The organism is Pleionea sp. WD8-19, assembly GCF_055326765.1.
The window spans coordinates 20,399-40,129 of the sequence record NZ_JBUZOU010000010.1; the positions used below are offsets into that span (position 1 = coordinate 20,399).

Sequence of the window (19,731 nt, forward strand, 5' to 3'; positions counted from 1 at the left end):
AAAATTGAGCGTATTATACGGCTTTTTAAAATAAAGGGAATTGAGATATATGTGATGGAATTCGCAATTGTTGGCGAGTCAACGGATAGGGCATTTAGCAGCTATTCGTCGATTGACAATCGTTGTGCTAAGCGACGCATTTAAAACATTCTGGTAGAATAGCAGCCAAATTTTGACCGGTTAAAGTTAGTTTGATGCGTAATACTTTGATTTTTATTGCTTTTCTTATATGTTCCATCGTTAGTGCTAGTGCTCAAGATCCCATCGAATATCAAATCGATATCGACCAGGCAGTGCATCACATGGCCAAGGTCTCTATCCGCTTTCCGAAGCATGAAACACAACAGTTGGAAGTTCGCTTACCTGTTTGGCGCTCGGGTCGTTATGAAATATTAGACTTGGCGAGCGGTGTACGTGAATTTGCCGCACAAGGGAAACGGGGTAAAGCATTAGATTGGCAAATGAAAGATAAATCGAGCTGGATTATTGAAAGCGAAGGACAGGCGGTAACGGTCAGTTATCGTATTTATGCCAATGAAATTGGTGATCGCACACGTCATATTGACGAGACGCACGCATACCTCGACGCTTCTGCTGTATTTATGTACAGCCCCAGTTTTCGAAATCGCCCTTTAACCGTTAAGCTTGATGTGCCACGAAAATGGCGATCGCGTTCGGGTATGGAATCCATTGGGCGACATGAATTTAAAGCGCCCAACTATGACGTATTCATAGACTCACCAATAGAAACCGGCATTCACAATTTTCATGAATTTAAAGCAGGTGATCGAGACTACGAAATTTTATTTTGGGGACGTGGGAACTACGACGAGCAAAAAATTATTGCAGACTTAGCTAAGCTTGATGGTGAAGTTGAAAAAATCTGGGGGCGTTTTCCTTATTCGCGTTATGTATATATGGTTCATGCCACCAGTGGGCCTCGCGGCGCAACCGAGCACGTCAATTCAACAGTGATACAACGGCAACGCGATCGTTTTGGATCTCGCGAAGATTATTTGAGTTTCATTATGACGGCTGCACATGAATTGGTGCATACCTGGAATGTGAAAGCTTATCGACCGCATGGCTTGGTGCCTTACAATTATCAACAAGAAAACTACACGCCGTTGCTTTGGGTTGCCGAAGGGTCAACCAGTTACTTTGATACATTAATTACTCGGCGAGCGGGCATTCTGGAGCAAAAAGAGTTTCATAAAGAGCTGGCGAGTTCGATTGAAAAATATTTGAACCGACCGGGTGCTGAAGTGCAATCGGTGGCAGAGTCGAGTTTTTACAAATGGATTGAGAAAACCAACGATTTTACGTTAAACCATGGCGTAAACATTTATGCCAAAGGATCATTGGTTAGTTGGCTCCTCGACTTTGAAATTCGAAAAGCTACGGACAATCAAAGATCCTATGAAGATGTGCACAAAATTCTTTATGACCGATTTGATGTTTCTGAAAATGGTTATCGAGACAGTGACTTGTTAAGTATTGTTAACGAAGTGACGGGAAAAGATTTTTCGGTTTTCTGGCAAGATTATATATGGGGAACAAAGCAAATCAATTTTGATGATTTATTGTCATTCGTTGGCTTGGAGTTGGTGCGAAAGTTGGAAGAACAACAAAAGGTTGACTTAGGTTTTCGTTACAATGAGCAATTGAAACTGACGCACGTAAAACGTGATTCGGCTGCTTGGAGAGCGGGTCTAACGAAAGACGATATTATTATTTCATTCGACGAATTGCGGTTGACCAGCGACAATATTAAGGACCGTATACAAGAATTGAGCTTGGATAAAAAAGTTACAGTGCACTTTTTCCGTCGGGACGAGTTACATTCGGTTTCTTTTTATCCGCAAAAAAATTCAGCAATGAAACTGGAAGTTCGCGTAATCGAAAAAGCCAATGAACAACAAAAGTCGCGCTATCAAAATTGGAGTGGTCATCCGCTTACTGTTGTTAAATCGTTAAATGAAGAGATTGCTGCGCAATGAGTAAAGTGTTTTTAACTGCGTTAGGGTGTCGTTTAAATGAAGCAGAACTGCAACGGTGGGCGCAGGAATATCAGGCCATTGGTTATGCGTTAACTCGCCAGCCAGAAGATGCTCAAGTTATGGTAGTGAACACCTGCGCGGTAACCGGCGAGGCTGCACGTAAATCGCGTCAGGTGATTCGTAAACATCATCGGTTAAACCCGTCGGCTAAAATGGTGGTAACAGGGTGTTACGCATCGCTCGAAGAAAACGAAGCCAATGAATTACTCGGTGTTGATTTGGTAGTACCGAATATAGAAAAAGAGCAGTTGGTCGCGAAAACGCAAGCGGTTCTTGATTTACCTACCATGCCAACCATGGCTACCGAACCAGGCGAGCCCGCACTTTTTGCTCGCAATAAAGAACGTGCGTTTATAAAAGTGCAAGACGGTTGCCGGTATCGTTGTACCTTTTGTATCGTCACCGTTGCTCGAGGTGAAGAGCGCAGTCGCACACCCGAGTCCATCATTGAAGAAATCAATCAACACGTGGCCGATGGCGTACAGGAAATTGTGATTGCTGGTGTGCATGTGGGTGGTTATGGCAGTGATATTGACTCGGATTTGTTTTCGTTAGTACAACAAATTTTGGATGAAACCGAAGTACCGCGCATTCGATTTGCTTCGGTTGAGCCTTGGGATTTACCGGAAAACTTTTGGTCGCTGTTTGAAAATAAACGTGTTATGCCACATATGCATTTACCTTTGCAAAGCGGTACCGACAGTGTGTTGCGTCGTATGGCGCGTCGTTGTAAAACCGAAGAGTTTGAACGACTGGTTACGCAAGCTCGAAAGAATATTCCTGACTTTAATGTGACCACTGATATTATTGTCGGCTTTCCGGGTGAAACGGAAGAAGAGTTTGAAGAGTCCTTGGCGTATATTGAAAAGGTGGGCTTCGGTCATATTCATATTTTTGCTTATTCGCCACGAGAAGGAACGAAAGCTTCCCGGTTGCCAGGGCATTTAACCAACGACGTTAAAAAATTGCGTAGTCAAAAGTTGCATAAACTGGCAGCGCGGTTAAAAGCGGAAGCGATGGCGTCGCAGGTAGGTAAAACGGTTTCTGTCATGTGGGAAGGCCATGCACAACCACTCGACAATGGTATGTCTCGATTCGTTGGTCATACGCCCAATTATCATCGCATCTATGTGGATTTGCCTGGACAATACAATATTGCCAATCGAGTGCTGAATACCGAGGTTGTGGCGGTGGATGATAACCAATTGAAAGGAAAAGTTGATCTTTCGTGTGCTAAAAAAGTGGGTGCGCCAATTACTATTAAAGTTGACTAATCCGGTTGGGTAGACATTGCCTACCCAACCGAATGATGTGTTGTTAATGATGCGTATTCGATGCCCAAATCGCTTGATTTGAGCTGTTATAAATCACCAAATTACCATCAGATTGTAAGATCAATCGCTTTCCTCGATGATGTGTACCCGATGCCCATTTTGGGTTGCCGTAACTATCGTATACCACTAAGTTGCCATCACTCTGAAAAATTGCACGATAGTTATTGCCCCAGTTCGTACCGGAAGCCCAAAGTGGCTCACCAACCACACCCTGACTGTGACGATAAAGCACTAGGTTACCATCATGTTGCATGACCAAAAAACGGTTTTGCGTGGTAATGGATTGCCCCGCGTATAAAACCAATTGTGCCTGTTGAAATAAATATTCGGCCGAATAAGTGGAGGGAATATTGGTGGTGCGCTCTCCCTCAACGTACCAGTTACCTTCGTCGGTACGATCGTCGTGATTTAACCAAACGTGTGTATGACCTTTGGCTTCTTTGGCCTGTTTTAGCTTTTCATTGTCGAAACTGTTGGTTGGTACCTTAAAGTGGAAATTACTTCCGAGTTTTTGGCATTCGGCTTCACCATTTTGCCAACGGTTGCTGTTGTTTGATACTTGCCATTGACCATTCACCGTATTTTGACAGGCAAATACATAATAATTGTTGCAGTTTTGATCATCCCAGCGGCCATTTCCCCACTGTAAAGCACAGTCTTGATTGCCACCCCAGTTATTGGGTTCGTTATTGTCCCAGCTCCAGATGCCGGCTGCTAAACGGCCATCGTTGGTGACCATATCGTCTAGGTTAACGATGTTCGCGCCTTCTTTAAAGTAATGAGTTACATCTGCCGGCGTAATGTAGTTATCGCTGCCGCCAGTAATTATGTTGCCGATGGTGCCGACTGTGGTGCGATCTTCCCAGATACGTCCAATATCACCTAAACCGGTAAATGCGGTGTTTTTCCAATTGCTGTGAGTGCTGCAGCCGCCGTCACCCCACAGTAAAACTTTTTTACCCGCGGCTAAAACGTCTGCTTTGGTCAAGTCGTTAGGAATGCTACGACAGCCCTGACTGCGATAAATCCAGTCGCCAATACGCGAGTTGATCTGGTTATAAGCATCGGAGTAGCGGCCATCCATATGGTCTTCTATATAAAGAATAAGCACCTGATTATTGCTGTCGGCGCTGTTGAGCCAATTTTTAACTTCGTTTAATCCTTCGGTGAAATATTTATCGTTAATGCTGCAAAATCCGTGGCACATTAACAAACGTTTGGGGTAGGAAAATATGCCTTCCATTTTGGTAGTCCAGTGCACGTCGATTTCGATAAAGCGTGCCCCCATGCGAAGTTGATCGTAGATGCTGTATTTTTGTTGCGGATCCAGGTAGCGGCAACCAACGGAAAAGTTACAGCTGGTATAGGCTTCGGAATTGTACGTGTTGTGCGTACCCGGAATATTGTTGTCGGCCATGGGTGAGTAGACATCCAGTAATCGCTGTCGTGCCAGGGCTTGACCCGTCCAACTGTTTTTAAAGTCCGAAATGGCATCGGCTTTCAGAGTTAATGGAAGAGTTGAAAAGAAAATCGGAATGAGTGAAATACAGTACTTCAAAAGGTGCTTCATAACTGTCTCCATAGTTGTTGTTTTATTTAACCGAGGCTTTGGTTATCGGTAACAGTGAAAGCTCTTACTACTTGTTCACTTTTTAAATACATTTCTAAAAACATATTAAAGTAAAGACTCTAATTGAAAATAGACATTTTCTAACTTTATCGGTTTGAAACTGTCCCTTTCGAACTCTTGTTGGCAGAGTTTATACAAAGCGCGATTTATTGGCGCTTTGATATTTGCGTGCTCCGCCAATTGCAAAATGGCACCATTGATGGAATCAAGTTCGTGATGATGGCGCTTATGTTGCAATAAGTCTTGCGCCATGCTGCTGATCACCATTTTTTTGATGTTTTTATTAAAAACCGGTCGAGTAAGCCATAAGGGCGCTTTTGCCGCGAAGGCGATGGTTTTCCAGCCAGGCATGCCGCCTAATCGACTTTCACGGTAGCCGCAGGCCTTTGCGATTTTAACGCCTTCGTAAGTCAGGTTGGTTAACAGCTTTTGAAATTGTGCAGGATTTTCAATTGGGTGAAAGCCAAAACCGATCAAGGTTGTTAATGAGTTGGTAAGATTGATGATCATTTTACTGACAATAGCGTCTTCGATGGATTCGCTAATGCTGGTTTCAACACCTTGGTTTAAAAGATGGGTTAAGCGTTGTAATTTCTCAGGAGGACAGGAGTTTTTAATTGTGCCGAGAACTAAAGGTCCTTTCTTTTGATAGCCAACTAAGGTGCGGTTGTCCAACCAGGCGTTATAGCAAATAACGCAATAAACCACCTGGCTGAAGTATAGAGGTAGAACTTTTTGGTTTTCGATGCCGTTTTGCATGCCAACGATAACAGGATGATCGCCATACGCTTCTTTTAATTGTTGGCTTACCGCGTCCAAACTGTAGTTTTTAACACAGAGTAATATAAAGTCGGGAGCGGGAATATCTTGCAGCTCATGTATGGTTTGTAGCGCGCGGTTTTGAATGTTATTAGATTCACCTTGTTGATAGGCACTGATCCCACTGGCTTCTATTTTTTCTAATGTTTCGGGGCGATCATAAACGTATAAGTTACGGTGATGCGGTGTAAGCCAGTAACTAATTGATGCACCCACCGCACCGGCGCCGACAATTAAAATGGAAGGCGTGGTATTCATTTATGGGTACCCATAGTGACAACCGGTTCTTGGTATAACGGATCGGGTAAGTCAAAGCAGGCATTCATTGTATATGCGAAGCGAGTTTGAAATGGCGTTGGGTTAACTTCCAGTTCTTTTAATTGATCGGCAAACGGTCCTTTCCCAATCTGGAGAAAGTTTTGATCCTGTTTGCTTTTTTTATTCCACAGCTGAGATGTATTTTTCTGTACACTGAAACGCGCTTTAAAGCAGGTTTGGCTTTTCAAAATGTTATTATTCAATTTTGTATAGAGGTTGGCGCGAACGTCGAAATCAACTGAGCTACCATTGGTTGGTACCGTCAAAGAAAAATAGTGATTTCCTTTTTCATCAAGTGCAGAACTTTGGCATTGTTGGTCTTGTATATTAATGTCAATTTGATGCAGCACCTTCGGCAACCCCCAAATATTATTGCCTCGAATTTTATTTTCCAATGACGTTACTGGCATATTAAACACATAAAAACCGAAGTGTTTAAACCAGGGTAATAACATGGGTAATACCGGAATATTCAGTGGTGCCTTCATCATTACCGGAATGGTCATAGCGATTTCGTTGTAGGGTGAAATGTGCATCACATTTCGATAGATATAGCAGGAGATTGCCACCAGAGCACGATTACCTGGCATTTTAACTGGCTGCATTTGTGGGTGCGGAAGGAGAAGTTTAGCTTTAGTGTAATCACACATAAAGATAGCTTGAGCGCAGGTGACGTTGCTATAAAACGTAGGAAACTGGTAATTTTTTGTAATTTCAGAATCTAACCGCAAGAGTTGATGAGCATTTCGCAGTGTAAATTGCTGAAAGAAAGGATCTTCAAATTTGTGCTGGTTATCCAATAACTCGGCGTTGAGTAAAGTGTTGGGTTTCATAAATCTCTTTATATAGATACGGCTTTTCGTTATTCTGCTGAGAGAGTATGACAAATGCATTAGTAAAAATAGCCTAATGAAACTAAGCCGTGTCGAAATATTTATTCGTGATCTTTATTGCCAGTCGGCCAAGGTGAAGCCGCAGGAGTTTCGGACTTGGGCAATGTTGCAATTGACAGAAGTAATACACTTTGATGCGGCTTTATGGGGGACCGGCAACCTGGACTCTTTGCAATTTCACTATGTTGAGCACCTTGGGCTCGATGAGCATTACGGTCAACGTTTGACAGAAACACTCGATATAAATCCTATTCGAGATTCGGTATTGAATCATTTGGATCAACCTATCGCTATGAGCGATGTGTATTCAGATCATGACTTTTATCTATCGAAGCTTTATCAAAAACTGTTTGAGCCATACGGTATTGCAAGGATCATGGCGACCGGACATCAAGAAAAAAACAGTAAGTTGTATTCGTTAATCAGCTTGTATCGCTTTGATCGTGAGCGAGATTTTAATCACGAAGAAAAATCCATCATGCAACGACTGGTGTTTCATTTAGTTGCCGCTGCTTCGAACAATTATTTTCAACACCTGCAAGAAGGCGACTGTTCAGGAGTTACCGCCATATGTGACAACCATGGTTTTTATTGGTCTGGGCAACCCGAATTTTTTGAACAGTTGTTACTTGCTGGCCTAGAGCCGCTTCAACCTTTTCCATTTGAATTGAAGACTGAATCTCATATTGTTCATGACAAAGTTGTGTTTGATATTGAAGCCATGGGAGAGCTGTTTAAAGTGACTTTACGAAAGGTAGGCCCTTTAGATAAGTTGACAGAGCGAGAGTCTGAAATTGTCAGTTGGATTATTAAAGGTTTAACCTTTAAAGAAGTCGCAAAAGAATTAAACGTTGCTCCTTCTACCATCTCAAATCATCTTTATCGAATTTATAAAAAATTGGAAATTACCAGCCGCAGTGAGCTTGCAAAACTGTATATGCTTTAAGGCTTGTCGCTTTGCTCTTTTCTTATTTTCGATTTGTCCCACTTGCGCCACAGCTTAACGCTTTTGATTAAATTTCCTTTTATTTGCAAAATTTCCATTGGACAATCCGCAAGTTTCAAACCCGTTCCGGGTTGAGGAATCGTTTCCAAGTATTCAACGATAACGCCACTGAGTGTTTTTGGTCCGTCGGTTGGCAAGTTTAATTTGAGCACTCGGTTTAAGTCACGAATGGTGACTGTGCCATCAACCATAAAACTGCCATCGTCTTGCGGATGAATATCTTTCGAAGTCATGGCCGCGTAGTCGGTAGTAAACTCTCCGACAATTTCTTCGAGAATATCCTCAATAGTAACAAGTCCTTGAATATCACCGTATTCGTCTACCACCAAGCCTATGCGTTGTTTTTTGCGTTGGAACTTTAATAGTTGAGTATTGAGTGGTGTGCCTTCAGGTACAAAATAGACCGGAGTCATCAGTTCCATAACGGCTTCTTTGCTGATGTCTTCTGCATCGCGACTCATTAAATTCGCTATATTACGAACGTGTAACATTCCTTTTACATTGTCGATGCTTTCTTCATAAACGGGCAAACGTGTGTGCTGTGAATTGCGTAATTGATTGACAATAACACTGAGCTCTTCCGACAGATCGACACCAACCACTTCGTTTTTCGGCACCATAATGTCTTCAACGGTTGCGTGTTCGAGATCGAGTATGCTGAGCAACATGGTTTGGTGGCGTTTGGGGATCATGGCGCCGGCTTCATTGACTACGGTTCGCAGTTCTTCTGAGCTTAAGTTATCGTCGCGAACATTTGCCGGATCAATGCCGAACAGTCGGAGCATATTGTTGGATAAAAAATTTACCAAAATGACAAAAGGGGATAATAATTTTAGCAATGGCGTCAGTACAAATGCTGCTGGAAATGCGATTCGTTCCGGGTGTATTGCGGCTAAAGTTTTAGGTGTAACTTCAGCAAATAATAAAAACATAATTGTAAGCGGAACAGGAAGAATGTATTCGCCATAATCACCCCATAACCGAATTGCGATGATGGTGGCAACCATGGTCGCCAGAATATTGACCAGGTTATTACCAATCAGAATCACACCAATTAAGCGGTCGGGTCTTCCTAAAAGTTTACTGGCCAGCTTTGCTGCGCGATGATTATTTTTCGCCAGATGCTTTAATCGATATCGATTGAGCGACATCATTCCGGTTTCGGAGCTGGAAAAAAACGCAGATAGTAATAAAAGTCCGGAGAGTATGAGAGTTAAACTACTCGTCGATATATCGTCCAAGGGTGTGAGTTCTCTAATTCGTCTTTAACTTAAAATGAGTTCAATCACCAGTTTACTACCAAAGTAACCTAATGATAATAGTACAAAGCCGGTTAGCGTCCATTTTGCCGCTGTCATTCCACGCCAGCCTTTCCATTGATGACCAATGAGTAGTACACCAAATGTGACCCAAGCCAGACTGGATAAAATGGATTTATGAAGGGGTTGATTGCCAATGCTGTCCTGCAAATAAAAAATAGCAATGACCAAAGAGCCGCTCATTAAAACAAATCCGAGCAATAATAATTGAAACAGAAAACTTTCGAGACTTTGTAAAGGAGGAAAAAATCCGGGTAAATGAGTTGGATGGCTGCGCAATCGGTGATCGGCAAAAGCAACCAGAACTGCTTGTACAGCGGCTAAGAGTAAAAAGCCCATGGCTGACATTGCTGAAAAAATATGCAGTAAGCTCGCCCATTGACCACTCAAATTGGCGAAAGATTCACCTCGAAATAACAGCCCTAAAAGTGCACTGGTAAGAGCAAAACAGGAAATAATCACTTGCATCAGAGTAACATCACGTCGAAAGCCGTTTATCAATAACACAATCATTGCCAACCAATTGGTTAGCCCCATCATATTGAATAAGGTGAGGTTTTGACTGTTGGTCGAGTCGATGATTTGATAAAGGAAAAAGCCGTGAACCGCAACGGCGGTAGCGGCAAATACGTTAAAGCGCGAGTGTTGTTGAGATCCCTGTTTGAGGGTAATTAATGAAGTCGCCATTGCCAAAGCATAAAGCGCAACGGTAAATATACCGGAAATAACCAGTGGAGTGAGTGAATTTTCCATCAATACGAATATTACCAATGCGCATGACACATTTGGATATCACATCTGCCATGCATTAAACGAATAATTGAGTATATAATAACGGGCTTTGTCGTTAATCATCAATCTACCGAGAGAAATTTTCAATGTTTGACAACTTAAGTGAACGCCTCAGTCGCACGCTCAAGAATATTAGCGGTAAGGGTCGCATCACCGAAGACAACATCAAAGATACGATGCGTGAAGTGCGTATGGCATTGTTGGAAGCCGATGTTGCACTGCCGGTTGTCAAAGCGTTTATTGATGCGGTTAAGGCCCGAGGGCTGGGGCAGGAAGTGGCTACCAGCTTATCTCCAGGTCAGTCGTTTATCAAAATTGTAAATGATGAGCTGGTGAAAGCAATGGGAGAGGCCAACGATGGCCTGGACTTGGCTTCACAGCCACCCGCTATTATTTTGATGGCGGGCTTACAAGGTGCGGGTAAAACCACGAGTACAGGTAAGCTCGCGCGCTATTTGATAGAGCGTGAAAAGAAATCGGTGATGGTTGTGAGCGCCGATGTTTATCGTCCGGCGGCAATCAAGCAATTGGAAACGGTAGCTGGGCAGGTGGGAGCAGAATTCTTCCCTAGCACTACCGAACAAAAACCCCTGGAAATTGCTAACGCAGCGATTGAAAAGGCGAAAAAGAGTTTTACGGACGTACTGATTGTTGATACCGCTGGTCGTTTAGCGATTGACGATCAGATGATGGACGAAATCAAGGCATTACACTCGGGAATTAATCCGGTAGAAACCCTGTTTGTTGTGGATTCCATGACTGGACAGGACGCAGCTAATACCGCCAAAGCGTTCAATGATGCTTTACCGTTAACGGGTGTGATCCTGACCAAAGCGGATGGTGATGCCCGAGGTGGTGCGGCATTGTCGATCCGCCACATTACCGGTAAACCCATTAAATTTATGGGGATCGGTGAGAAGCTTGATGCATTGGAGCCTTTCCATCCTGATCGGGTTGCCTCCCGTATTCTAGGAATGGGGGATGTGCTGTCTCTTATCGAAGAAGTCGAGCGAAAGGTCGATAAGAAGAAAGCGGAAAAATTGGCGAAAAAAGTGATAAAAGGCAAAGGATTTGACCTGGAAGATTTCCGCGAACAGTTGGTTCAAATGAAAAATATGGGTGGAATGGCCGGATTATTGGATAAGTTGCCCGGTATGGGACAAATTCCGGATGCCGCCAAAAATCAAATCATGAATGATAAATCTACCGTCAGAATGGAAGCGATCATCAATTCCATGACGCCGAAAGAGCGCCAGCACCCAGATTTGATTAAAGGCTCTCGCAAACGCCGTATTGCGATGGGGTCTGGTACCGAGATTCAAGATGTAAATCGACTGCTCAAACAGTTCAAACAAATGCAAAAGATGATGAAAAAAATGAGTGGTAAAGGTGGCATGATGAAAATGATGCGCGGTATGAAAGGGATGATGCCACCCGGAGGCGGCTTCCCTCCTTTTGGTGGAGGGATGCGTTAGTAATTGCTAACTTAATGATGGCGAGTGGAGCTTTTAAACCGATTCAGCGGATTGTTTAAAATTAACCCGCCATTTTGGTGGAAAAAGGTTTCCAAAACCGACTTTTGGCGCTAAAATGCGCGTCCTTTAAATTGAGGGGCCGTATGGAGCGCTCTCAATAGACAGATTTAACCCGCGTGAAGCGGACTAAAACACTAGAGGATTTCAAACGTATGGTTACCATTCGTTTAGCACGTGGTGGCTCCAAGAAGCGCCCATTTTATCAAATTGTTGTTGCCGACAAGCGTTGCAAGCGCGATGGCCGTTTTATCGAGCGTTTAGGCTTCTTCAATCCTGTTGCAAAAGGTAAAGAAGAAACTTTACGTCTTGATCTTGAGCGAGTTGAGCATTGGATGGGCCATGGTGCACAAGCCACTGATCGTGTTGCTCAACTGATCAAAACGGCTCGTAAAGCAGCTTAATTCAGATTAGCGAAGTGCTGTGATGGCCGAAGAGATTGTCATTATTGGCAAAATTACTTCGGCTTTTGGCGTTAAAGGCGGAGTTAAAGTTTTTTCTTACACTCAGCCGCGTCTGAATATATTGAATTACAGTCCCTGGTTGTTACAAATTGATGGCCAGTGGCAAGAAGTAAAGCTTAAAAGCGGTCGGCAGCAAGGAAAGTCAATTGCCGTATACCTTGATGGTGTGAGTGACCGTAATCAGGCTGAGCAGTTTTCGGGTGTGCAAATTGCCGTCTTCGAGTCGCAACTGCCTGAATTAAACAGCGATGAGTTTTACTGGCGCGATCTTGAAGGTATGCGAGTCTTAAATAACGAGCAGGTGGATTTTGGCGTGGTCAGTCACCTGATCGAAACCGGCTCAAATGATGTGCTGGTGGTAAAAGAAACTGCTGAGCAAGCATTGGGTAAGCAACGCAAAGAACGAATGATACCCTTTATTCCCGATGCGATTATCGAAGTAGACACAAAAAATCGAGTCATTACAGTTGAGTGGGATGCCGACTTCTAACTCGACATTGGAAACGCAACTAAGGTTTTCCTGCGTTACCTTGTTTCCGGAGATGTTTCAATCCATAACGGATTTCGGGGTCACAGGGCGTGCGGTAAAAAGAGGCTTGGTTGAAGTATCCACGGTGAATCCAAGAGATTTTACCGAAGACAAGCATCGCACTGTTGATGATCGGCCTTATGGTGGCGGCCCAGGCATGTTGATGATGGTTGAGCCGTTGAGTAAAGCGATTAACGAAGCTAAGTGTAAAGTCTCGATAAGCGATTCTAAAAAGGCCAGAGTTGTTTATTTGTCTCCCCAGGGGCGGCCTTTGACCCAACAGGTGGTTGAAGAGTTAACAACGCATAAAGCTCTGGTATTGGTCGCTGGACGTTACGAAGGGATTGATGAGCGACTGATCGAGTCGCAAATTGATGAAGAGATCTCTTTAGGAGACTTTGTTCTGAGCGGCGGAGAAGTCGCAGCAATGGCACTGATGGATGCTATGATCAGAACATTGCCTGAAGCTCTCGGGCACCAAGACTCGGCAATAGAAGATTCTTTTGTGGACGGCTTATTGGATTGTCCACATTATACGCGACCCGAAGTGTTAAACGGAGTTCGTGTGCCAGACGTTTTGCTAAGTGGCAATCATGAAGCGATTCGGCGTTGGCGACTCAAGCAGTCTTTAGGGCGTACTTGGTTAAGACGTCCGGAGCTGTTGCAAAAGCTTGAACTGACAGAGGAACAAATCCAGTTACTCGAAGAGTTTAAAGCAGAAAACAAGCAGATTTAACGATTTATATTTAAACAGACGATATCAGGAGTGGGCCATGAGTAAGATCATCGCTGAACTGGAAAAAGAGCAAAGCAACAAAGAAATCCCTGAATTTGGTGCAGGTGATACCGTTGTTGTTCAGGTAAAAGTAAAAGACGGCGACCGTGAGCGTTTACAGGCGTTTGAAGGTGTTGTCATTGCCAAGCGTAACCGTGGATTAAATTCTTCATTCACTGTACGTAAAATTTCTTCAGGTGTAGGTGTTGAGCGTGCGTTTCAAACATACAGCCCACTGGTAGACAGCATTGATGTTAAACGTCGTGGCGACGTGAATAAAGCGAAGTTGTACTACTTACGTGACCGCTCTGGTAAATCTGCACGTATTAAAGAGAAGTTGGATAGCAAGTAATTCTCATATTGCAAGCTATAGTCAAAGGCGCCTTTTTGGCGCTTTTGTCGTTTCTATAGGCTGAGAAACTTTGGAAATCTGACTTTTCAACTTCTTCATTGCTCAATTCAGCTTCGGTTCATCTAACGGCTTTACACTTTGTTTTCGCGTTGGAGAAAGTGTATGAAACTTTTGATGATCTTTTGGGCTCTGCTTGCTCTCAATTCGGCTCAGGCCCACGATTATTCAGGAATAAGTATTGGCGCTGAAATTAGCGATGAAAAGCATTCCTCAGAGATTTTTGAGCTGAACTATATTGGTCGGTTTGGTCGTCATTTGTCAATTTATGCTGGATACGCTTGGATGCGTTTAAATTATGCTCAACCCGTTTTACCGGATGACGATATTTCAATTCACGGCACTCAAGCTGGTTTGCTCTTTCACTCTTCTGATAAATGGATTCGGCCTTACCTAGGGTTGGGGCTTTACTCGGGGCAGATTCGGTATTGTGATCGATATTATTACTGCGATTATCAAAGTGCTGTTGCGATATATCCCGAAGCGGGCATTCAGGTTAATTTCACGTCTTATTTGCAGCTTTCGGGCAAGGTGCGGCAATATGAGTTTGATAGAAAGTGGATTAAAGATGAAACGCTTTTTATGGTAAGTGTCGATGTATTATTTGATTGATTGCCGCATTCGCCACGGCAATTTAAAATCAATCTAGGTGATGAGTTAGCGTTTGCATCTTCTACTGCCAAGGCGAGAACCTGTTTGTTTTACGCATGTTCTCGACTTACTTTCATTTACTGTTTCTTTAGTTTCTGTTGCCTCAGCTATTTCGTTCGTTGGCTGGTTTGCACAACTAAAGCTTATTACTAAAAGCGTTGCTATAAAAGTTGCTTTAATGAATTTCATATTTAATTCCATATGTGAATTGACTGATATTGAAGGATGACACAATCTCAAGTTTGAAAAAGGTAATAATACCAAATGAGATATTTATAATTCACAGAGAAGAGTTTTATTGTTGATAAAGCGAATGTTATTTATACAAAATTGAATTTTGGTGAAAACTAATGAGTGATATCTTCTTATCACGGAATAACGAGTAATTTGTAGTGTCTAAGCGCTGGGTAGAACAATTTATTGATTTTTTGTGGATGGAGCAAGGGTTAAGTCAAAATACTTTAAACAGTTACCGTACTGATCTGAAAAAGTTTAACGAATGGTTAACGGCACAAAGTTATACATTGGCTAATGTGGATCAGTCTGTATTACAGCGGTATTTACAATGGCGTTACCAGAAAAAATTTTCGTCCCGCTCAACGGCTCGATTTTTATCCACCGTCCGACGTTTTTTTGGTTATTGTATACAGCAAGGTCTTATCGAGCAGGATCCATCATTAAACATAGACTCTCCAAAACTGGGTAAACTATTACCTCACACTTTAACCGAAAAAGAAATTGAGCAATTACTTTCTGCGCAGGACTTATCCGATGCAATAGGAATGCGCGATAATGCCATGCTGGAACTTATGTACAGTAGCGGTTTACGTGTATCTGAATTAGTATCGCTGGATATGTCCCAAATCAGTTTGAGGCAAGGAGTAGTGCGAATTGTTGGTAAAGGAAATAAAGAGCGACTAGTACCTATGGGTGAGCAAGCGTTGTTTGCTCTTGAGCGCTATTTAAAAGAGTCCCGTACCGAGCTGTCACATCAAGTCGCTACCGATGTTGTGTTTTTAAGTAAACGAGGCCAACAAATGACACGGCAAACGTTTTGGCACCGAGTTCGATTTTATGCCAAGCTCTGTGGCATTAAAAAGCATCTTTCTCCCCATACATTACGCCACGCATTTGCGACTCATCTATTAAATTATGGGGCCGATTTGAGAACTTTACAGCTGTTGCTCGGTCACTCTGATCTGTCGACTACTCAAATATACACACATGTAGCAAAAGAGCGTCTAAAGCAGCTTCACGGAGAACATCACCCTCGTGGTTAATACCGTCTATCGGAATTCTCGTTATTATCGTAATATTTTGTGTCTTTTGTTAGCTTTTTTGCGTTCAAACAGGTGATATAATGTCCGGAACTGCTTGTAATATGTCGGGTTTTTTATCACGATAGTTGTTAACCAATTGATTATGAAGATTAATTTTATGTTGAGATTAAGTGTATTAAGTGCCATTACTGCGTTTATATTTGCTTGTAGTGAAGCAAATACCCGTGGTGAAAATGAACAAAATAAGAAAGACAATGCGGCAGCAGACAGTGTTTCCACTTCAGATAATAAAGGAGAAGTGCATGCGGGTTCCGAAGCTTTGCAAGCAAACGGCCAGCAGCCTGAAAATATAGAACAAAGCATTCGAGAAACGATTCTCAAGCAATTAGGCCCCGTTCCAATTCAAAAGGTCATTGCCAGTGAATTACCTGGCTTTTATGAAGTCTTTGCATCCGGACAAGTGATATACATCAGTGCTGATAGAAAGTATCTTTTTCCTGGCCCTCTTTTGAGTCTAGGAACTGGAGAGCTGGTTAATCTTACTCAAAACAGCTTACACCAACTGGATATGGAGCGTGCACCAGAACGAGCCGAAATAATGGCTAAAGTGAAAGTTGACAATATGGTGGTATTTAAAGCTCCAGAAGAAAAGTACGTCGTTAACGTTTTTACCGATGTTGATTGTGCGTATTGTCGGCGCTTACATCAAAATATGGAAGGGTATTTGGAACGAGGAATAACCATTCGCTATTTGGCTTTTCCTCGGGCTGGAATTAACTCCGGCGCTTACAATAAGTTAGTTTCTGTTTGGTGTGCTGATAACAAGCAAACGGCTATGGATAACGCCAAGCTGCGTAACCAGTTTACACCCAAGGACTGTGAAAACCCAGTTGCCGATCAATATACTATGACGCGTGATTTAGGCTTATCTGGCACTCCAGCATTGATTTTGCAGGATGGTGAGCTTGTAAGTGGTTTTTTAGAGCCTGATAAGTTATTACAGTATCTGGAGTCAAAAGGCTAAGTGGCGAAAGTCAACGTTAAAAAGCGGCAGAAGCCGCTTTTTTTAAAATAACCAAGCAATCAGATTACGTTTTTCCGTGGCCAATAGGGTAAAAGTTCGACATGCGGCTGAAGTCGTCATTGTGTCAATACTCATTAGTTGCTGATCGCAAAAACGTTGTAATTCAATAGGTAAAACTGCAGCATTCTCACCACTTCCAATTAAAATGATCTCGGAATGAAAAGTGAATAATTGTTGTAGATGAGTTTTGTTGATATCAACAAAGCTTTGCGCATCAGATAAATGGACTTCATCCGGAGTATAAATTTTAAAAGGTGTTATTAATACAGGTAACGAGTAGTCACGCTGATTGATTCTCAGTCCATTTGAGTGGTAACTCTCAATTTTGACTTTATGATCACCATGGTCCAGTTGAATTTGCATAATAAATACCAGCTTAAGCGAAATCAGTTCTTTAAAATTATCTCAAAAGTCTTTTTATTTTGGGGTTTACCCGGTACTTTAGGTTTATTGAAACTCATACAATTTAGGTTGTTCAATATATAAGAGTTACTTTTGTCATTGGTAAACTCTGCCTTTAATAGTCTTTACGGCTTGTCTAGGTTACAAATTTATATTTTTGAAATTTATATTTTTGAGTTAGATTGTAACAGTTTAAATTTAACCGCTCATGTGTAATAACATATCAAAATGACAGATAACTCTCTATTCTTTCCTCAACTTGAAAAATTAATTGCTCGCGATTCAAATGCATGTCGGCAATGGAAGGCGTGGCTACATCGGTATTGTGTAGAAAATAAGCCAACTAAGCCAAGTGCAAAACAAAGCGTTACTCATCAGGAATTCAGATATTGGTGTCATTTTTTACAGTTGATTCCGGATCAGGCTGGTGTTCATATTTCACGTGTTATAGATACAGAAGTGTCGGAGAGCTCTCGGCTTATTGAATGTTTGAATCAACATTTCAACGATCAAGACTTAATGTTCTCATGGAATAATGGACAATTGAGTTTGATCACGAAGCGCCATTTACCTGATGATTGGCCTACTGTATTTGATGTCATTGGAGGTAATTTGTTTCATTACTTGTCAAATGATAAGAAAAATATAAAGTGGCTAGCGATCTTGAACGAAATACAGATGTTTTTAGCTTCAGGTTCTTTGCATTTTGAACTTAATGGCATCAATGGGATCTGGGTTTCAAATTACCGACATCAACATCGACTTGAAAAACAAGATGATAATCAAAAAGCCATTAACCTTTATTTGCAAATGCGTTTTGATGAGTTGGACCACTGGCTAGAAGTAAAGTTAAGTCAAATTAAAAAGCAGTTGAAAAATACCCCAGAATTACGCATCGAAAGTGAATCGAATAGTTGGCAATTGAAACCTTGGCGACGATGGTGGCTGAAAATTAACAAATCGTTACTTTCTGATAGCGTTTAAAATCGAATGTGCAAGCTTTAGTAAAAGCTTACTGTGAGGGTTATGCTCAATTTAAAGTTGGTTCCAAAATACAAATATATACAGTAATCGAAATACTATAAAAATGATCTAAAACTTCAGTTTTTAACGCCGAAACCTTATAAAAAATGGACTCCGAATAGAATCAACTATTTGTAGTGGTAAAGGTGATTCGTTAGCTTTTGGTAGAACGAAGCCAATATTTTCAACTAGACTAAAACAAATAAGGTTTTGTTTGGTATCAAAAAGTGACATTGTTTAATACTGATAACCTCTCCGAAGACATTCAATCGGACACTCCTAAACCCTTGATTATGCTAGTGGATGATGAGCCGGAGAATCTTTTTGTTTTAAAAAGGTTGTTGGATAAAGAGTATAAACTCCTCACTGCACCTGATGGTATGGCAGCTCTCGTTGCAATCGAGGAAATGGAAGACCCAAGCCAAATTCAATTGATCATTAGTGACCAGCGAATGCCTAACTTAACCGGTGTTGATTTTTTTGAACGTGTTTTAAAAATCATACCGGATACGATTCGCATTATTTTAACCGGTTATTCTGATTTAGATACCACCATGAATGCCATCAACCGCGCCCAGATCTATAAAATTATTTCAAAGCCTTATGAGCCTCCTGAGTTGTTGCTCACGGTAACCCGTGGAATCGAAGCGTTTCAGATGCGTCGTCAACTCAAGGAGTATACAGAACAATTAGAGCTTAAAGTTGCGGAACGAACGAAAGAGCTGGAAGAGAAGAACAGTAAGCTGGCTCAAGCGATGAAAGAGCTGGAAAGAGTAAGTTTAACGGACAGTTTAACAGGTGCCTATAATCGCCGCTTTATTATGAAGTTTATGCCGCAGGAATTGGCAAAAACTCATCGCGATTACCATTTAAATGAGTCTGGCGAACAAAGTGATATAGGATTTCTGTTGCTTGATATAGATTATTTCAAGCGTATCAATGATTTAAATGGGCATGAGTCGGGAGATAGGGTACTCCAGCAATTTGTTGACGTGGTTAAAGAAATTTGTCGCGAAGTCGACTGGATCGTGAGATGGGGCGGCGAAGAGTTTTTGGTGGTCAGTCGGTTTACCGATCGAAACCAGCTTCAAACGATGGCAGAACGTATCCGCCAAGGTATCGAAAACCATCAGTTTGATATTAGCCCTCATGGAAAGTTACGCGTTACCTGTTCAATTGGTGTTGCGGCGTATCCTGTTTCTCCTTCAAACCCAGCTTCTCTAAGTTGGGAAAATACGGTCATTTTGGCCGATCTTGCCTTATACCGTGCTAAATCGAATGGTAGAAACACCTGGGTATATTTACAAAACTTGTATCAAGGTGATCCAAATCAGCTTTTTGAGCGAGCTAGAACAAATTTGGACGATTGTATAGAGGAAGGTGCGATTACGATTGCTCAGCCGTAAACTTC

The 19,731-nt window shown here is 42.1% G+C and carries 19 protein-coding genes; 13 read left to right on the forward strand and 6 right to left on the reverse strand.

All coding sequences use genetic code 11. The features are described 5' to 3' along the window. The first annotated feature begins 194 nt into the window (after window positions 1-194). Complete coding sequence (locus ACTUJY_RS12825; protein WP_463616495.1) at window positions 195-2,000, forward strand: M61 family metallopeptidase; 1,806 nt, start codon at window positions 195-197, stop codon at window positions 1,998-2,000. Next, on the forward strand, window positions 1,997-3,334 hold the full coding sequence (gene mtaB / locus ACTUJY_RS12830; protein WP_463616496.1) for a tRNA (N(6)-L-threonylcarbamoyladenosine(37)-C(2))-methylthiotransferase MtaB: 1,338 nt from the start codon (window positions 1,997-1,999) through the stop codon (window positions 3,332-3,334). Before ACTUJY_RS12825 ends, mtaB begins: the two co-directional genes overlap by 4 nt. A 43-nt stretch (window positions 3,335-3,377) precedes the next feature. Here the strand turns inward: mtaB and ACTUJY_RS12835 are convergent, their stop codons facing one another. The 3 genes from ACTUJY_RS12835 to ACTUJY_RS12845 all read right to left on the reverse strand — a co-directional run bounded on the left by ACTUJY_RS12835 (window position 3,378) and on the right by ACTUJY_RS12845 (window position 6,994). Next, entirely contained in the window at window positions 3,378-4,964 is a 1,587-nt protein-coding gene (locus ACTUJY_RS12835) for a phosphatidylinositol-specific phospholipase C domain-containing protein (protein ID WP_463616497.1), read from the reverse strand. A gap of 105 nt (window positions 4,965-5,069) precedes the next feature. Beyond that, window positions 5,070-6,101 carry a ketopantoate reductase family protein gene (locus tag ACTUJY_RS12840; RefSeq protein ID WP_463616498.1) on the reverse strand — a complete coding sequence of 344 codons (1,032 nt, stop codon included), beginning with the start codon at window positions 6,099-6,101 and terminating at the stop codon, window positions 5,070-5,072. Continuing rightward, the gene (locus ACTUJY_RS12845) at window positions 6,098-6,994 is read right to left on the reverse strand and encodes an acetoacetate decarboxylase family protein (RefSeq protein ID WP_463616499.1); all 897 of its coding nucleotides are present in this window, start codon (window positions 6,992-6,994) and stop codon (window positions 6,098-6,100) included. Before ACTUJY_RS12845 ends, ACTUJY_RS12840 begins: the two co-directional genes overlap by 4 nt. Before the next feature lie 76 nt (window positions 6,995-7,070). Between ACTUJY_RS12845 and ACTUJY_RS12850 the strand changes: the two genes are divergently transcribed. Beyond that, on the forward strand, window positions 7,071-8,000 hold the full coding sequence (locus ACTUJY_RS12850; RefSeq protein WP_463616500.1) for a helix-turn-helix domain-containing protein: 930 nt from the start codon (window positions 7,071-7,073) through the stop codon (window positions 7,998-8,000). Here ACTUJY_RS12850 and ACTUJY_RS12855 read toward each other — a convergent pair. Further along, window positions 7,997-9,301 (reverse strand): HlyC/CorC family transporter, encoded by a 1,305-nt coding sequence (locus ACTUJY_RS12855; protein WP_463616501.1) that lies wholly within the window; start codon window positions 9,299-9,301, stop codon window positions 7,997-7,999. The two genes, ACTUJY_RS12850 and ACTUJY_RS12855, sit on opposite strands and share 4 nt — an antisense overlap. 24 nt (window positions 9,302-9,325) lie before the next feature. Continuing rightward, window positions 9,326-10,132, reverse strand: a complete 807-nt coding sequence (locus ACTUJY_RS12860) for a cytochrome C assembly family protein (protein ID WP_463616502.1) — start codon at window positions 10,130-10,132, stop codon at window positions 9,326-9,328. A 125-nt stretch (window positions 10,133-10,257) separates the two neighbouring features. Here ACTUJY_RS12860 and ffh point away from each other — a divergent pair, with 125 nt between their 5' ends. The 8 genes from ffh (at window position 10,258) to ACTUJY_RS12900 (ending at window position 16,835) form a co-directional block, all read left to right on the forward strand. After that, entirely contained in the window at window positions 10,258-11,646 is a 1,389-nt protein-coding gene (ffh, locus tag ACTUJY_RS12865; RefSeq protein ID WP_463616503.1) for a signal recognition particle protein, read from the forward strand. Window positions 11,647-11,858: 212 nt separating this feature from the next. Next, entirely contained in the window at window positions 11,859-12,107 is a 249-nt protein-coding gene (gene rpsP / locus ACTUJY_RS12870) for a 30S ribosomal protein S16 (RefSeq protein ID WP_463616504.1), read from the forward strand. 22 nt (window positions 12,108-12,129) lie between these two features. After that, window positions 12,130-12,657, forward strand: coding sequence for a ribosome maturation factor RimM (gene rimM, locus ACTUJY_RS12875; RefSeq protein WP_463616505.1), 528 nt, complete (start codon window positions 12,130-12,132; stop codon window positions 12,655-12,657). Beyond that, complete coding sequence (gene trmD, locus ACTUJY_RS12880) at window positions 12,644-13,432, forward strand: tRNA (guanosine(37)-N1)-methyltransferase TrmD (RefSeq protein ID WP_463616506.1); 789 nt, start codon at window positions 12,644-12,646, stop codon at window positions 13,430-13,432. The genes rimM and trmD overlap by 14 nt, the downstream gene beginning before the upstream one ends. A 37-nt stretch (window positions 13,433-13,469) precedes the next feature. Then, window positions 13,470-13,823: a 50S ribosomal protein L19 gene (gene rplS / locus ACTUJY_RS12885; protein ID WP_463616507.1), complete on the forward strand. Its 354-nt coding sequence runs from the start codon at window positions 13,470-13,472 to the stop codon at window positions 13,821-13,823. Window positions 13,824-13,985: 162 nt separating this feature from the next. Next, window positions 13,986-14,492 (forward strand): hypothetical protein, encoded by a 507-nt coding sequence (locus tag ACTUJY_RS12890; RefSeq protein ID WP_463616508.1) that lies wholly within the window; start codon window positions 13,986-13,988, stop codon window positions 14,490-14,492. A 431-nt stretch (window positions 14,493-14,923) separates the two neighbouring features. Further along, entirely contained in the window at window positions 14,924-15,811 is an 888-nt protein-coding gene (gene xerD, locus ACTUJY_RS12895; protein WP_463616509.1) for a site-specific tyrosine recombinase XerD, read from the forward strand. 157 nt (window positions 15,812-15,968) lie between these two features. Further along, complete coding sequence (locus ACTUJY_RS12900; protein ID WP_463616510.1) at window positions 15,969-16,835, forward strand: thioredoxin fold domain-containing protein; 867 nt, start codon at window positions 15,969-15,971, stop codon at window positions 16,833-16,835. A gap of 42 nt (window positions 16,836-16,877) precedes the next feature. Here the strand turns inward: ACTUJY_RS12900 and ACTUJY_RS12905 are convergent, their stop codons facing one another. Next, the gene (locus tag ACTUJY_RS12905; protein ID WP_463616511.1) at window positions 16,878-17,258 is read right to left on the reverse strand and encodes an MTH938/NDUFAF3 family protein; all 381 of its coding nucleotides are present in this window, start codon (window positions 17,256-17,258) and stop codon (window positions 16,878-16,880) included. 267 nt (window positions 17,259-17,525) lie between these two features. Here ACTUJY_RS12905 and ACTUJY_RS12910 point away from each other — a divergent pair, with 267 nt between their 5' ends. Together ACTUJY_RS12910 and ACTUJY_RS12915 are read left to right on the forward strand one after the other, a co-directional pair. Further along, the gene (locus ACTUJY_RS12910) at window positions 17,526-18,281 is read left to right on the forward strand and encodes a hypothetical protein (RefSeq protein ID WP_463616512.1); all 756 of its coding nucleotides are present in this window, start codon (window positions 17,526-17,528) and stop codon (window positions 18,279-18,281) included. Window positions 18,282-18,547: 266 nt separating this feature from the next. After that, window positions 18,548-19,726 carry a GGDEF domain-containing response regulator gene (locus ACTUJY_RS12915; RefSeq protein ID WP_463616513.1) on the forward strand — a complete coding sequence of 393 codons (1,179 nt, stop codon included), beginning with the start codon at window positions 18,548-18,550 and terminating at the stop codon, window positions 19,724-19,726. The last annotated feature ends 5 nt before the right edge of the window (window positions 19,727-19,731 follow it).